Genomic DNA, 15,697 nt, shown 5'->3' with positions numbered 1-15,697 from the left:
ATGAGCGGGAGCGAGGAACGGGAGTCAGCCGACGCCGATGCCGACGTCGGTGTTAAAGAACTACTCGACGCGGTAGTGGACTCGCTGGGTGGGACCCACAGGCCGGGCCAGCTGCGCATGGCCGAGTCCGTCGAGTCGGCGATCATCACGGGCGAGCACCTGCTGGTGCAAGCCGGCACCGGAACCGGGAAGTCGATGGCTTACCTGGTGCCGGCACTGCGGTATGCCACCGAGCTGGACGAGCCGGTCGTCGTGGCAACGGCCACCCTCGCTCTCCAAGCCCAGCTGGTCGATCGTGACCTTCCCGTGCTCGCGGAGGCGGCCGAGCCACTGCTCGGGCGCCGCCCCCGGTGGGCGACATTGAAGGGCCGGGCCAACTACGCGTGCCTGCACCGGGTTCGCGACGGTGTACCCGACGACCAGGGCGAGCTGGTCGCGGCGGACGAGGTCTCCACGGGGTCCATGGGTGCCGACGTGGTCCGGGCCCGGGACTGGGCCGAGGAGCAAGCCCGGACAGGTGGCACGGGTGATCGCGACCGGTTGGAACCGGGAGTGAGCGATCGGGCGTGGGCGCAGGTGTCGGTCAGTGCGCGCGAATGCCTCGGCGCCTCGCGTTGCCCGTACGGGCAGGAGTGCTTTGCCGAGGTGGCACGGGCTCGCGCGGCGGAGGCCGACGTGGTGGTCACCAACCATGCCCTGCTGGCCATCAACGCGCTGGAGGGCGTTCCCGTGTTGCCGGAACACGGCGTTGTGGTCGTGGACGAGGCACACGAACTCGTTTCCCGGGTCACCAGCGTGGCATCCGCCGATCTGTGGCCGGCGATGGTGGAGCGGGCAGGCACCCGGTCCCGCGCTCACGCGGGTGAGGCGGAGTCCGGGGAGCTGCGCGCGGCGGGGGAGCGGTTGCGTGACGTCCTGGCCGACGTGCCGGCCGGGCGGCTGGACGAGCCGCCGGAGCAGCTGATGAGCGTGCTGGAACTGGTGCGTGATGCGGCACGAGATGTGGCGTCGGGTTTCTCCGGCACGGAGCGCGAAGATCGCGATCCGGATGTGGAGGCGGCCCGGAGATCGGCGCAGACGATGGTGGACGACGTGCACGCCACCGCCGAACGCTTGCTGGCACGCAGCGAGCATGACGTGGCCTGGGTGGAGGAGTTCGATCGCGGCCCCGGCAGGCCCTCCGCCGGACGCATGCTGCGTGTCGCACCCCTGTCCGTGGCGGGACTGCTACGCGAGAAACTCTTCGACGAATTCACGGTTGTGGGCACGTCGGCCACGCTGGAGATCGGTGGCTCGTTCGACTCGGCCGCCGGCTCCTTCGGGTTGCTCGACGAGAAGGCGCCGAGCTGGGAGGGCGTCGATGTTGGTTCCCCGTTCGATTACGCCCGGCAAGCCATTCTGTATGTGGCTCGCGACCTTCCGACGCCCGGGCGAGACGGGCTGCGCAGCGAGGCCGTGGACGTGCTGGCCGAGCTGATCTCGGCGGCAGGCGGGCGTACCCTGGGCCTGTTCTCCTCGCGTCGGGCCGCGATGGAGGCGGGAGAGGCGATCCGCGAACGGCTGCCGGACTTTCCGGTGTTGTGTCAGGGCGACGACGTGATGGCGACACTCGTCCGTCGATTCGCCGAGGACGATACGACAAGCCTGTTCGGAACGCTGTCGCTCTGGCAGGGCGTGGACGTTCCCGGCGCGGCATGTCACCTGGTGGTGATCGACCGCCTGCCGTTCCCGCGACCGGACGAGCCGTTGAGTTCCGCGCGCCAACGGTGGGTCGAGCGCCACGGCGGCAACGGCTTCATGACCGTGGCCGCTCACCATGCGGCGTTGTTGCTCGCGCAGGGCGCCGGCCGGCTCATCCGCAGGTCCAGCGACCGGGGCGTAGTTGCGGTGCTGGATCCCCGGCTGGTCACGGCACGGTACGGCGGGTATCTGCGCGCGTCACTGCCGCCCATGTGGTTCACCACAGATCGCTCGGTGGTGACCGGAGCGCTCGGCCGCCTCGCGGGCGGGAGGCAAGCGCCGGGTTCGTGACCTAGATCCGGCGCATGACGGCGACGACCCGTCCCAGGACAGCGGCGTCGTCGCCGGGAATGGGCTCGTATGCGTCGTTGTGTGGCAGGAGCCAGACCTCGCCGTCGCGTTGCTTGTAGGTCTTGACCGTCGCCTCGCCGTCGATCATCGCTGCCACGATCTCTCCGTTCTCGGCGACCTGCTGCTGGCGTACGACGACCCAGTCTCCATCGCAGATGGCTGCATCTACCATCGAGTCACCGGTGACCTTGAGCATGAACAGCTCGCCCTCACCGACGAGCTCCCGGGGCAGCGGGAAGACGTCTTCGACGGCTTGCTCGGCAAGTACCGGACCACCGGCGGCGATCCGCCCGACCATCGGAACGTACGAAGGCTGGGGCATCGGTGTGTCGTCGGTGACCAGCGAGACAGGCGCGGCGCGGGTCTCGCCGTGCTCGTCGTCGCGCGGTGGAGCGAGGACCTCGAGTGCGCGCGGACGGTGCGGGTCGCGCCGGATGTATCCCTTTTCTTCGAGAACGCTGAGCTGGTGCGAAACGCTGGATGGACTGGCCAGCCCGGCGGCTTCCCCGATCTCGCGCATGCTCGGCGGGTAGCCGCGCCGATCCACGGAATCCCGGATGACCTCGAGCACCCTCCACTGCCGCGGCGTCAGGATGGGCCGCCCACCGGTGGTGGGATCGGGGAACTGGTGGACAGAGGCGTGTCGCGCGGTTCCCTGACTCGCTCCGGGGTTCTTCTTGCTCTCGCTGGCCACGACAGTACCTCCGCGTTGTCCGTGCCTCATGATCTGTTTTCGTCAGGCTAGCTCGAAACTCCGACACGATCAAACATCTGTTCGAGGTTTTCTCGACATTGTCGGTGCGGAGGTGTAGAACTAGTTCGTACGAATGTTCTATCGAACGGCTGTTCGCAACCGTGAGGTGGTTGCGATGAGAAACCGGAGGTAGGCGCGATGATGATCATAACGACACGGTCGGCGCGGCCGACGGCGCCGTCCGATCCCCCTGGCGCGTGCAGCGAGCTGGGTGCCGTATCGGAGGCCGGGTTCGTCAGGCCGGCCGGGCGTGTCGCGCCGCGCTCGCCGGAGGTGGCCCCCGGGTTGCCGGAGGCTCCTCCACGGCCGGGGGTGGCTCCTCCGCTGCCGGAGGTGGCTCCTCCATCGGAACGGGAGGTGACGCCGGGCCGGCGCATCGGCGGGCGCACCGGTCCAGCTTCTGGCCAGCCCGGCCAGCGGGCCGGCCAGCCGTGCGGACGGCCATTGGGTGCGCGGAGCCGGCGTCCGCACGGCTGCGCCGCGCCGGCGCCGCCGTCGATGCACGGTTCGCGGCTGACACGGCGTGGCAGGGTGGTGGTGGCACTAGCATGGATGGTGCTGGTGGTCCTGGCCGCGCTGCCGTTCGTGGCGCGCGAGCCCGGCACGGAGGTCCCGGGCGAGACGGTGTCCGTCCGCATCGAGCCGGGTGACACGCTGTGGAGTGTCGCCAGGGAGATCGACGCCACTGCCGATCCCCGGCCGTTGGTCGATACCATCGTCGAGCTCAACGATCTTGGTGACGGAGGCGACATCGAGCCGGGTGACGTGCTCCGTGTCCCGGCGTCTGGGGGATGACCTGCGCTGTCGGTGATGGCGGCGGGTCGCGCGGAGAGCGTGAGGTCCCTCGCCGACGCGCCGTGGCGGCCGTCACGGGCAGTCCTGAGCTGCGGCGATGGCAGCCGGTCGGTCGATCGCGTCAATGTGGTTGCAAAGGGTCTCGCTTCGACGTACGGTTCCCCTATATCTAGTAGTTACATACATGTAAGTAGTCCACAAGTTGTGGTTGGCGGTGCACAGGTTGTCCCCAGCTCTTCCACAGGCGACGGTCCGGAAAGGAGGTTTGCGGCATGAACTGTCCCTTCTGCCGGCATCCGGACAGTCGTGTCGTCGACAGCCGGACCGCCGAGGACGGCACGGCCATCCGGCGGCGTCGTCAGTGCCCCGCGTGCGAGCGGCGGTTCACCACCGTCGAGCAGCTGACACTCGCCGTGGTGAAGAGGTCGGGGGCAACGGAGCCGTTCAGCCGGGACAAGGTCGTCACCGGTGTCCGTAAGGCCTGCCAGGGACGAGGTGTCGACGAGGACGCCCTGGCCCGCCTGGCCCAGCGAATCGAGGAGCGCTTTCGCGGCGCCGGGTGTGCCGAGATCCCGAGCAACGAGGTCGGGCTGGCGATCCTCGAACCGCTACGGGAGCTCGACGAGGTGGCATACCTGCGATTCGCCAGCGTGTACCGCGGGTTCGACTCGTTGGCTGACTTCGAAGCCGAGATCGCCGCGCTTCGGGAAGTCAGCTAGAGCACCTCCGGGCACCACAGCACGTGCGCACACATGAAGACAAGAGCTCGCCATCCGGTGGCCGATCCCACGAGCACGGTTGCCGGTAACGGGGGAAAGAGATGAGGAGCAGTTGATGACGGAAACGGTGAGCGGTCCAGGACGAGGTGGCTCCGGTGCCAAGGCATCCGGACGGTCGAAGATGAAGCGGGCCGCACGGGGACTCACCATAGATCGGATCTACACCACACCCGGAGTTCACCCGTACGACGAAGTCACCTGGGAACGGCGCGACGTCTCGCAGCAAAACTGGCAGACGGGAGAAACGGTCTTCGAGCAGAAGGGCGTCGAATTCCCGGAGTTCTGGTCGATGAACGCCTCGACGATCGTCACCACCAAGTACTTCCGGGGCGCGTTGGGATCGGATGCTCGCGAGTGGAGCCTGCGCCAGCTCATCGACCGGGTCGTCAAGACCTATCGGCAGTCCGGTGAGGAGCACGGATACTTCGCGAGCGCGGAGGATGCAGAGGTCTTTGAGCACGAGCTCGCCTGGATGCTGCTCCATCAGGTGTTCAGCTTCAACTCCCCGGTGTGGTTCAACGTCGGAACGGCCTCGCCGCAACAGGTCTCGGCGTGCTTCATCCTGTCCGTGGACGATTCCATGGAATCGATCCTGAACTGGTACCGCGAAGAAGGGATGATCTTCAAAGGCGGGTCCGGGGCGGGCCTGAACCTGTCCCGTATTCGGTCCAGTAAAGAACTCTTGTCCTCTGGCGGCACCGCCTCGGGCCCGGTGAGCTTCATGCGCGGGGCGGATGCGTCGGCCGGCACCATCAAGTCCGGTGGCGCCACCCGGCGTGCGGCGAAGATGGTCGTCCTCGATGTCGACCACCCCGATGTCGAAGAGTTCATCGAGACCAAGGCACGTGAAGAGCACAAGATCCGTGCCTTGCGCGACGCCGGGTTCGAGATGGACCTCGGGGGCAAGGACATCGTGTCGGTGCAGTACCAGAACGCCAACAACTCGGTGCGCGTCTCCGACGAGTTCATGCGTGCGGTGGAGAAGGGTGACGAGTTCGGGCTGCGCGCGCGCATGACGGGTGAGGTCGTCGACACGACCGACGCCCGGAGCCTGTTCCGCAAGATGGCGCAGGCGGCGTGGGAGTGCGCGGATCCGGGTATGCAGTACGACGACACCATCAACGACTGGCACACCAATCCCGAGACGGGCCGGATCACGGCGTCCAATCCATGCTCGGAGTACATGAGCCTGGACAATTCCAGCTGCAACCTCGCCAGCCTGAATCTGCTGAAGTTCCTGAACGAGGACGGGAGCTTCGACGCCGAGACCTTCGCCAAGGTCGTCGAGATGGTGATCACGGCGATGGACATCTCGATCTGCTTCGCCGACTTCCCGACGGATCAGATCACCGAGATCACACGCGCGTACCGGCAGCTCGGGATCGGCTACGCCAATCTCGGCGCGCTGCTCATGGCATCGGGGCTCGCCTACGATTCCGAAGCGGGCCGGGCGCTGGCCGGGGCGGTCACCTCCCTGATGACCGGCGCGGCCTACAAGCGTTCCGCCGAGCTCGCCGGCGTCGTGGGCCCGTACGAGGGGTACGCGCGCAACGCCGATGCCCACGCGCGGGTCATGCGCAAGCACGCCGCGGCCAACGATGCGCTGCGCACCCACTGGGCGCTGGATGCCGATGTGCAGAAGGTCGCCACTCGCTACTGGCAAGAAGGCAACAAGATCGGCGAGCGCAACGGGTGGCGTAACGCGCAGGCCAGCCTGCTCGCGCCCACCGGCACCATCGGGTTCATGATGGACTGCGACACCACCGGGATCGAGCCGGACTTCTCGCTTGTGAAGTTCAAGAAGCTGGTTGGCGGCGGGTCGATGCAGATCGTCAATCAAGCCGTCCCGGCGGCGCTGAGCCGCCTGGGCTATCCGGAAGAGACGGCCGAGGCCGTGGTCGAATACATCGCCGAACACGGCCATGTCATCGACGCTCCTGGCCTTCGTCCCGAGCACTACGACGTGTTCGACTGCGCGACGGGGCAGCGCCGCTCCATCGAGGCCATGGGACATGTCCGGATGATGGCAGCGGTGCAGCCGTTCCTGTCCGGGGCGATCAGCAAGACGGTGAACATGCCCGAGTCGGCCACCGTCGAGGACATCGAAGAGATCTATCTCGAAGGTTGGAAGCTGGGGCTGAAGGCTCTGGCCGTTTACCGGGACAACTGCAAGGTCGGTCAGCCACTGTCTGACGGTAGCTCGCGCAAGGAGGAGGCCGAGCCGGAGAAGGAGGTGGTGGTCGAGTACCGGCCCATCCGCAGGAGGCTGCCCAAGACGCGGCCGAGCCAGACCACGTCGTTCACGGTCGGCGGCGCGAAGGGCTACATCACCGCTGGCTCGTATCCGGACGACGGTCTCGGCGAAGTCTTCCTCAAGCTGGGGAAGCAGGGATCGACACTGGCCGGCATGATGGACGCGTTCTCCATCGCGATCTCCATAGCGCTGCAGTACGGCGTTCCCCTCGAAACGTATGTGCAGAAGTTCACCAACATGCGGTTCGAGCCCTCAGGCCTCACCGATGACCCTGACGTGCGCATGGCCCAGAGCGTGGTGGACTACATCTTCCGCCGTCTCGCGCTGGATCACCTTCCGTTCGAAGCTCGCTCCGCCCTCGGAATCCACACGGTGGCCGAGCGCACCAAGCAGATGGAAACGGGAGAGTTCTCGCCGGTGGAGGAGGACGACGATTTCTACGTCGAGTCCTTCCGCCAGTCCGCCCCGGTTGCCGATCGGGCCAAGAACGGGGACGAGGAAGGAGTGGAGGATGTCGAGGAAGCCAAGGCCGACCCCAGCTCCCGGCCGGAGGCACATACATCCACCGAATTGCTCGAATCCATGCAGGGCATAAACACCGATGCACCGCTGTGCCTCACCTGTGGCACCAAGATGCGCCCGGCCGGAAGTTGCTACGTCTGCGAAGGGTGTGGTTCCACCAGCGGCTGCAGCTGATGAGATTTCGCTGACCTCATATGTGACGTCCGCTGGTGAAGAGGTCGCGACCCATGAGCGGGGAACCGGTGAGCAAGCCCGGTTCCCCGCTTTTTGGGCTGTGACGGCTCTTCTCGAGCGGCGACATGCCTGCTGAACGTGTCGTTGCCCGAGAGAGCGTGTTGCGGCGTGCAGGTGGTCATGAGGAGGAGCGCGATAGGTTCGCACCATGAGCCGACGCCCAGGAAAGGATCTACACGTGAACTCGCCCTACCGTGCGGCCGAGGACCGCTACGATTCGATGCGCTATCGCCGGTGTGGACGAACTGGTCTCGATCTGCCCGCGATATCGCTCGGGCTCTGGCAGAATTTCGGCGACGACGCGCCGCTGGCCACCCAGCGCGAAATCGTCCGCACAGCGTTCGACCGTGGAATCACCCACTTCGATCTCGCGAACAACTACGGCCCGCCACCGGGATCGGCCGAGAAGAACTTCGGGCGGATCTTCGCCGAGGATCTCAAGCCCTACCGAAACGAGCTGATCATCTCGACGAAAGCCGGCTACGACATGTGGCCGGGCCCGTACGGTGATTGGGGGTCCCGGAAGTACCTGTTGGCGAGTCTCGACGAGTCGCTGAAACGGATGGGTCTGGATTACGTCGACATCTTCTATTCGCATCGCGTCGATCCGGCCACGCCGCTCGAGGAGACCCTGGGTGCGCTCGACACTGCCGTTCGCTCGGGACGGGCGCTGTATGCCGGCATATCGTCGTACTCCGCGCAACGCACGCGGGAAGCGGCGCAGATCATGGCAGAGCTCGGTACACCGGTGACCATTCATCAGCCGTCGTATTCGATGTTCAACCGGTGGATCGAGACGGGCTTGCTGGATGCGGTCGGCGAGCTGGGCATCGGAGTGATCGCCTTCTCGCCGCTGGCACAGGGCTTGCTGACGTCGAAGTATCTCGATGGCATCCCCGACGACGCCCGCGCGGCCCGTGCGGGATCGTTTGATCCGTCGCTGGTCACGGACAACGTCCGGGAACGGATCGGCGCGTTGAACCGGATTGCCGCGGAGCGTGGTCAGACGCTCGCTCAGCTGGCGTTGAGCTGGGCTCTCCGCGACGATCGCGTGACCTCGGTCCTGGTGGGTGCGCGCACGCCAGAGCAGCTGCTGGACAATCTCGGTGCTCTGGAACGGCTGGAGCTGGCCGATGACGAGATCGCTGCGATCGAGCCGTATGCCGTGGATGCCAGCCTGAACCTGTGGGCGCGTTCGAGCGAGAGCTGAACCCGTGTGAGGGCGCGTGAGCGCGGGCCAGATGGCGTTGCGAAGCTTGAGTTCATGGGTACAACCAGGTCATGACGACGAGGGAACTGTGGAGGCGGGAGATGACGGGTGCGGAACGCCACGGGACGAGCCTGACCGTGTGGGACCAGTTGCTCTCGGTGGTGAACCGGCAGCGCGAGACGTTGAATCGCTCCGCACTCGACATTGTCGACGTGGGCGGCGGGAGCGGCACGCTCGCCGTGCCGCTGGCCGCGGACGGACATGCCGTCACCGTGGTCGATCCCAGCCCGAACGCGCTGGCCACCCTGCGCCAGCGTGCCCGTGAGGCCGGGGTGACCGAGCAGATTACTCCGATACAGGGCGACGCGGCCGGGTTACGCTCAGCGGTGCCGCGAGCGAGTGTCGACGTCGTCGTATGCCACGGTGTTCTCGAAGTGGTCGATGAGCCCCAGACGGCGCTCACGGGCATGGTCGACTGCCTGCGACCGGGCGCTATCGTCAGTATCGTTGCCGCGCAGCGCAGCGCTGCCGTGATAGGCAAGGCGCTCGCCGGGCACCTGGAAGCGGCCTGCCGCCTCCTGGAGGATCCGGAGGGCCGGTGGGGCAGTACCGACCCGTTGCCTCGTCGATTCACCGAAGCGGGGCTGCGGAAACTGGTCGATGAGGCCGGCCTGACCGTCGACGCCGTCCACGGGGTACGGATGTTCAGCGAACTGGTCCCGGGGGCTTTCGTCGACGATCCAGTCGACATGCGAGCTCTGGCCACCTTGGAGGAACGGGCGGCGGAGCTGCCGGAGATGCGCTCTCTCGCGGCTGCCTTGCACATCGTGGCGTCGCTCACATGAGTGAGTCGCGGCGGAGGATGTCCCGTATTGGCGACGTCTGTCACGAGGAAGGCCATCCTGGCTTTCGCGGCGCGCAATCGCCGCATATGCTTGAAGTGGCAGGAGCAACACCCCTTGTTAGTCCGCGTTCGTTGGAGGGAAACGGTGCCTCTCTCCGATCATGAGCAGCGGCTGCTCGAGCAGATGGAGCAGGCGCTCCAGGCTGAGGATCCGAAGTTCGCCACGACCATGCGTGGCTCCGATTTACGTCGGCGTTGCATCCGCCGCGCGGTGTGGGCCGGTATCGCGTTCGTCATCGGTATCGTCATGTTGATGACGGGTGCGATCACCGAGATCATTCCCCTCGGTGTGGCTGGATTCGTCGTGATGCTCGGCTCGGCGTGGCTGGGCGTGACATCGTGGAGACGAGCTCCCGAGGTTTCGGAAGACGGTGGCGAGATCCCGGATATCGGGCCTGGTTCACCACGTCGGCAGCGGCGTTCTGGCCGCCAGCGTGACGGAGCGTCGTTCATGCAGCGCATGGAGGAACGTTGGCGTCAGCGGCGGGAGCGCGGATACGGCAACTGACCGTGCGGCGGATCTGACGTCGTTCGCTACATCACCGTTGGACAGCGTGCGGGTGCGGGTGTGAACGGATCGCGGACTGGACACGAAACGTGGGCACCGAGTCGAAGATCGTCGCTGTGCGCCTGCCTCGCCGAACGCCAAACGTCACGTCTTCGGCAGAAGGCCCTCGGGCAGGGGTTGGTGAGCGGGCAGGGTTGTCAGCCGCGCCCGTTGCGGGTGGCCGTCACCGGCGTAGCGGCGCGTCCTTCAATCGACGAGATCTGGCGGACTCCCACCGGTCGAGCATGGCGCTGATCCGCTGCGCGCCCGCCCGAACGGCGTCGCGCAACGCCGTGGGCCAGAGGAACGCCCGCAGGCGTCGCCCGCGTCCTGCAGAGTGGCGCAGCGTGGCACACAGCACGGCCGTGTCACCCCGCAAGAACGTCACCTGTTCGTGGGTGCGAGCGTAGCGGGCCCGTTCCACCACACCCACCAAGTGATCGAGAAGATCGCGGTCGGTGCCGGTGAGCCCGGCCGAAGCCGCGAGCGTCCGCCCGACGGTGCGGGGCGTCGCCGCGGTGTTCCAAGCGAATCCGGCGTCTCGGGTAGCCTCACTGAGGTCGGACCAAGCGGCGGAGGCGCAGGCCACGGGGTCGGTGCCGGCACGCCGCCAGCGCAGCCACCGGCGTAGCGCCGCAAGTCTGGACGGCACGGCAACGAGTACGATGCCGATGCCGGCGATCGCGACGATCGCCCACGGCCACCTGGTGGTCTCGCCGGGCGTGGCGCTGCCACCGCCACCGAACATTTCTTCCTCGGGCAGGGTTTCCTGATCGTCGGGTGCCGTCGTCGCGTCGGAGCCCTCCGGGGTTTCTCCGTCGGTCGACGGTGCCTCCCTCGGCTCCGTTGTCCATTCCGGAGCCGTGCCGGTGCGCGCGGCCGGCGTCGGCTCCCACGGAACCCAGCCGACACCCTCGAAGTACAGCTCGGGCCAGGCATGGGCATCGTGGGCGCGGACTAGCCAGGTGGCGTCCCCTTCGAACGTGCCCGGTGTGAAGCCGACGGCGACCCGTGCCGGAATGCCCAGGTAGCGAGCCATGATCGCCATCGTGCCGGCGAACTGCTCGCAGTAACCCCGGCGGTCTTCGAGGAAGTCGACCACCGCCGAGGTCGAGGTCCCAGCCTGCGTATCCAGGTCGTAGGTGAAGGCCGAGCCCCTGAACCACTCCTGAAGTGCCACGGCCTTGGCGAAGTCGCCCTCGGCGTCCGAGGTGACCTCCTCGGCGTGCTCGATGACGCTCTCGGGTAGCTCGTCGGGAAGCTCGGTCAATTCCTCCACGTCGGAATCCGGGGAGCCGGCGTCCTGCAGGATCTCCGCGTCGAGCGGCACGTCCAGGCTGACCGTCGTGTATTCGGTGCCCAGCACGTCGTCGTCGGTGGAAACGACGTCGAGGGTGGCGACGTCGTAGCGCCAGTCGCCCGCGATCTCGATCTGCTGTGCTGGATAGACCAGGGGCAGCCAGCGCGAGCTGTAGTTGTCGGTGATCTCGAAGTGGAGCTCGATCTCGTCGGGATCGTCGATGTCCATCCCGGGAGGTTCGGGCAACCCTTCGTCCACCCGCTGCTCCTCCGGGACCGGGCGGTCCGACGTTTGCCAGACCTCGCCGTCGAAGGAATCGAGAGTGACCGTACGAATGTAGTGGGGTGCTTCGTCGGAGGCTTCGTAGCGCAACACGTCGACGTTGTCCGGCCTCGTGAGGTTGCGCTGTAGATCGAGGATCGGGTTGTCGGTGCGGATGGTGCGCCCGTCGCCGCCACTACCACCGCTGCCATGTCCGGAGAGGAAACCGTCGCTGAGCACCGGGGCGGTGGCTGGGACGGCGACGGCAGCGGCGATGGCCACGGCGCCGACCCGCCGTCCGCTACGCGCGAGTGCGTCGGTGGCTTGGAGCGGATTGCGGGGGTGGCGGTGCTGGCTGGTGGAGCGTCCCCACGCGGCAACCCGGATCCGGTTCTCGGCCATGAGCACGGCGAGGTATGCCGCGGCCGGCAGGACGAACCACCACCAGCCCAGACCTCCACCTTCGACGTATGCGGTGACCGCGTAGCAGGAACCGAGTGGCAGCCCGGCCAGCACGCCGCGCCTGAGACTTCCGACAGTGAGATCGACGACGATGGCGACGAGTCCGGCACCGCCGACGAGATACACGAGCACGGCGTTGGGTATGGCGATGGGGGTGACGGTTGTGGCGATCAGCTCGGCGCCGTCCCCGAATACGGCGACGAATCTCGCGGGCCACTCCGTGCTGGGCAGAAAGCCCAGCCAGGCCAGGTCCGCGGCGATCATTAAGCCGATCCACCAGGTCAGCACGGCTAGCTGAATGATCACGGTGAGCAGCACCGGCAGGCGAAGCCTACGGGCGAGATGGCCGGTGGCGCTGATCAGCGCAAGTGCCAGGCTGGCCTGGATGAGCCAGGCTCCGGTGTCGGTGAGTTCGAGAAGGGGGAGCACTGACAGCGCGGTGGCGACCGCTCCGACGAGAGTCAGCCGGATCGCCGTACTCATGCGACGCCCTCCATGTTCACCGAGCCGGGAGACGACGGGCTGGACGTAGTGGCGAGGCTGAGGCGTTCCCACACCGTGGCCAGCGGCTCACTACGGCGGGCCTCGATCACGTTCCAGCCACCGCGCCGCAAGATCTGGGCCACTTCAGCCTCCCGGACCCGTTCGCTCTCCGGCGTGGGGGCGGACGTCCACGAGTTGACGTCGAGCAGGATGGCCAGCGCTGCCGTGGAACTGTGCCGGAGCTGAGCGACGATGTGTGCCTCGGCTGGCTGTAACCGGCCCAGCACGGCGATCAGCATGCCGGTGGCCGATTCGGGACCGTCGAGCAGGTCCGACCAGTGCCCCACGGACACGTGGCGGCTGGCCGACGTGACGGCGAGCGTGTCGAGGAGCTGGACCCGGGAACTGACTGGTTCGCGTGCCGAGTGCTGCCCGTCGGTTGCCGCCGGGCCGGCAGCGCCGGACTGCTCGTTGACGAGGCGCACCAGGTAGCCGCGCTCCGCCAGGTGCACGCCGACCGACGCGGCGGCGCTGATCGCCCATTCGAAGGAGGAGTCTGGTCCCTCACCGGCGTGCCCGCTGAGCCTGGTGTCCAGCAAGATGCTGGCCCTGCTCTGCCATGGTTGCTCCTCGCGGCGCACCATGAGCTCGCCGTGATGGGCCGTGGCGCGCCAGTGCACCCGGCGCATGTCGTCGCCGTCGCGGTAAGCGCGCACCGTGGCGTCCTCTTCTCCTGCGGTGGCGATCGCGCGGGGCCGGGTCGCCCCGCTGCCGGTCCATTCGCCCGTCAGCCGAACGGTGGGCAGCGGCCACACAACCGGGGTTGCGATCAAGGTCGCGACGTCGCTGAAGGCGCGACGGAACTCGATCAGGCCGAACGGATCGGTGACCCGCACGGTAAGTGGCCCGATGGAAAAGCGGCCGCGGGTGGCGGGCTGGAGCTCGTACGTGACCTCGCGGCGAAATCGAGACCATACGTTGTCCAGCACGAATCGGGGGCGGCTGCCGAGCGTATACGGCAACGTGTCCTCGACAAGCACCACACCGATGGGCGTTCGCGTCTGGTTGGCAAGTTCGAGACGGACGGTGCTGCGCGAACCCACCGGCAAGCGTTGCGGCTCGACGGTTCGGCGGGCGTTCAGGTGCACCCGGCTCCTGGCGGCGATGAGCAAGCTGGCGAGGGGAAGGATGAGAAGCAAGATGCCGGCGCGCAAGATGTCCTGCTGTCCGACGAGGATTGCGGCCACAACGACACCCGAGCCGAGCGCCAGAAACGCCCACCCGCGACGGGTCAATCCGGACAGCCAGCGAGTCATGTTCCGGGCTGACCTTCCGGCACCGGGGTCTGCTGGACGATGCTGGTGACCACGCCCGCGGTGTCGCGCCGCCCGATCTGTGCCTCCGCCGTGGGCAGCAGGCGATGTGCGAGGACCGGAACGGCGAGTGCCTGCAGATCGTCGGGCAGCACGTAATCGCGGCCGTCGAGGGCGGCCCAAGCCTTGGCGGCCCGGACGAGGTGCAGGGTTGCCCGGGGCGAAGCGCCGAGGCGCAGCTCCGACGATGTGCGGGTCGCAGCCGTGAGGGCGACGGAATAGTTCTTGACGGCCTCGGACACGTACACATCCCGGACGAGACCGACGAGCTTGCGCATGTGGGCCGCGTCGGTGACGGGTTCGAGCGTGTCGAGCCCCGTGTAGGCACCGTGCGTGTCGATCATGTCGATCTCGGATGATGTCGCCGGATACCCCATGGACAGGCGGATCATGAAGCGATCGCGTTGTGCTTCCGGGAGGGGGTAGGTGCCCTCCATCTCGATGGGGTTCTGGGTGGCGACCACCATGAAGGGAGTATCCAGGGGGTACGTCGTGCCGTCGACGGTGACCTGGCGCTCCTCCATGCACTCCAGCAACGCCGATTGGGTCTTGGGCGAGGCCCGGTTGATCTCGTCTCCGACGACGACGTTGGCGAACACGCCGCCGGGCTTGAACTCGAACTCGCGCGACTCCTGGTTGAAGACCGAGACGCCGGTGACGTCACTGGGCATCAGATCGGGCGTGAACTGGATCCGCCGCACCGAGCAATCGATCGCCCGGGCCATCGCTTTGGCCAGCAGCGTCTTGCCAACGCCGGGTACGTCCTCGATCAATAGATGTCCCTCGGCGAACAGCGTGGCCAGTGCGAGTTCGATGACCTCAGATTTTCCTTCGACCACGCCGCCGATAGCAGTCTGCAGCCGGTCCGCGACCTCGGTGAGGTCCGCCAGGTTGAGCTCGCCGCTCGTCGCAGCGCCCGGCAGCGTGCCGTCGCTGGGCACGTCGTCGGAAGGACTATTGTTCAGGGGCTCGGGCACAGCCGTCTCCTTTGTGGCCGATCTCAGGCGCGGACGCTCGTGTCACGAGTCTGGCAAATTGCGAGCCGAGAAACGAGCCCGGGAGGATGTCTCCCGACAAACGTCTTGTGCCCATATTCTCTCCTTTCCGCCGGCCCTTTCCGCCGGCCCTTTCCGCCGGCCCTTTCCGCCGGCCCTTTCCGCCGGCCCTTTCCGCCGGCCCTTTCCGCCGGCCCTTTCCGCCGGCCCTTTCCGCCGGCCCTTTCCGCCGGCCCTTTCCGCCGGCCCTTTCCGCCGGCCCTTTCCGCCGGCCCTTTCCGCCGGCCCTTTCCGCCGGCCCTTTCCGCCGGCCCTTTCCGCCGGCCCTTTCCGCCGGCCCTTTCCGCCGGCCCTTTCCGCCGGCCCTTTCCGCCGGCCCTTTCCGCCGGCCCTTTCCGCCGGCCCTTTCCGCCGGCCCTTTCCGCCGGCCCTTTCCGCCGGCCCTTTCCGCCGGCCCTTTCCGCCGGCCCTTTCCGCCGGCCCTTTCCGCCGGCCCTTTCCGCCGGCCCTTTCCGCCGGCCCTTTCCGCCGGCCCTGTTCGGCGGCCTTGACCGTCTACATGGTCGCGATCATCCCGCCATCCGTTCTCGGCCGGGCGAGAACGGACGTTCGACGGCTGCTGCACGGCGCCGGACGTCGGGCCGAGATACCGGAAGAACTCCTCTGACCTGCCACGAAACTCCGACCGATGCCCGTGCCCGCACGCTGTGCGGAAACGCTGACGTTGCGGCGG

At 67.3% G+C, this 15,697-nt stretch carries 11 protein-coding genes; 7 read left to right on the top strand and 4 right to left on the bottom strand.

The annotated features are described in order from the left end of the window. Entirely contained in the window at positions 1 to 2,031 is a 2,031-nt protein-coding gene (locus DPM12_RS07040; RefSeq protein WP_112257592.1) for an ATP-dependent DNA helicase, read from the top strand. A gap of 1 nt (position 2,032) precedes the next feature. Here DPM12_RS07040 and lexA read toward each other — a convergent pair whose 3' ends face one another. After that, positions 2,033 to 2,815 (bottom strand): transcriptional repressor LexA, encoded by a 783-nt coding sequence (gene lexA, locus DPM12_RS07035; protein WP_112257591.1) that lies wholly within the window; start codon positions 2,813 to 2,815, stop codon positions 2,033 to 2,035. A gap of 168 nt (positions 2,816 to 2,983) precedes the next feature. On the opposite strand from lexA, the gene DPM12_RS07030 reads away from it, so the two are divergent. The 6 genes from DPM12_RS07030 (at position 2,984) to DPM12_RS07005 (ending at position 10,051) form a co-directional block, all read left to right on the top strand. Beyond that, positions 2,984 to 3,640 carry a LysM peptidoglycan-binding domain-containing protein gene (locus DPM12_RS07030; RefSeq protein WP_112257590.1) on the top strand — a complete coding sequence of 219 codons (657 nt, stop codon included), beginning with the start codon at positions 2,984 to 2,986 and terminating at the stop codon, positions 3,638 to 3,640. 272 nt (positions 3,641 to 3,912) lie between these two features. After that, on the top strand, positions 3,913 to 4,359 hold the full coding sequence (gene nrdR, locus DPM12_RS07025; protein ID WP_112257589.1) for a transcriptional regulator NrdR: 447 nt from the start codon (positions 3,913 to 3,915) through the stop codon (positions 4,357 to 4,359). A gap of 115 nt (positions 4,360 to 4,474) precedes the next feature. Further along, entirely contained in the window at positions 4,475 to 7,369 is a 2,895-nt protein-coding gene (locus DPM12_RS07020; RefSeq protein ID WP_112257588.1) for a vitamin B12-dependent ribonucleotide reductase, read from the top strand. A gap of 208 nt (positions 7,370 to 7,577) precedes the next feature. Then, positions 7,578 to 8,639 carry an L-glyceraldehyde 3-phosphate reductase gene (gene mgrA / locus DPM12_RS07015; RefSeq protein WP_112257587.1) on the top strand — a complete coding sequence of 354 codons (1,062 nt, stop codon included), beginning with the start codon at positions 7,578 to 7,580 and terminating at the stop codon, positions 8,637 to 8,639. 71 nt (positions 8,640 to 8,710) lie between these two features. Beyond that, positions 8,711 to 9,484, top strand: a complete 774-nt coding sequence (locus DPM12_RS07010) for a class I SAM-dependent methyltransferase (RefSeq protein WP_211658568.1) — start codon at positions 8,711 to 8,713, stop codon at positions 9,482 to 9,484. A 144-nt stretch (positions 9,485 to 9,628) separates the two neighbouring features. Then, positions 9,629 to 10,051, top strand: coding sequence for a DUF3040 domain-containing protein (locus DPM12_RS07005; RefSeq protein ID WP_112257585.1), 423 nt, complete (start codon positions 9,629 to 9,631; stop codon positions 10,049 to 10,051). A gap of 223 nt (positions 10,052 to 10,274) precedes the next feature. On the opposite strand, the gene DPM12_RS07000 is transcribed toward DPM12_RS07005, so the two are convergent. The 3 genes from DPM12_RS07000 to DPM12_RS06990 are packed head-to-tail and all read right to left on the bottom strand — an operon-like array spanning position 10,275 to position 14,892. Next, positions 10,275 to 12,596 carry a transglutaminase TgpA family protein gene (locus tag DPM12_RS07000; protein ID WP_112257584.1) on the bottom strand — a complete coding sequence of 774 codons (2,322 nt, stop codon included), beginning with the start codon at positions 12,594 to 12,596 and terminating at the stop codon, positions 10,275 to 10,277. Continuing rightward, positions 12,593 to 13,912, bottom strand: a complete 1,320-nt coding sequence (locus tag DPM12_RS06995; RefSeq protein WP_112257583.1) for a DUF58 domain-containing protein — start codon at positions 13,910 to 13,912, stop codon at positions 12,593 to 12,595. Before DPM12_RS06995 ends, DPM12_RS07000 begins: the two co-directional genes overlap by 4 nt. Next, positions 13,909 to 14,892 (bottom strand): AAA family ATPase, encoded by a 984-nt coding sequence (locus DPM12_RS06990; RefSeq protein WP_112257719.1) that lies wholly within the window; start codon positions 14,890 to 14,892, stop codon positions 13,909 to 13,911. Before DPM12_RS06990 ends, DPM12_RS06995 begins: the two co-directional genes overlap by 4 nt. Positions 14,893 to 15,697: the final 805 nt, after the last annotated feature.

The organism is Phytoactinopolyspora halophila (assembly GCF_003287285.1).
GTDB lineage: Bacteria > Actinomycetota > Actinomycetes > Jiangellales > Jiangellaceae > Phytoactinopolyspora_A > Phytoactinopolyspora_A halophila.
The sequence above is the reverse complement of the archived record's forward strand: the minus strand, read 5'-3'. Positions and strand labels throughout refer to the sequence as shown.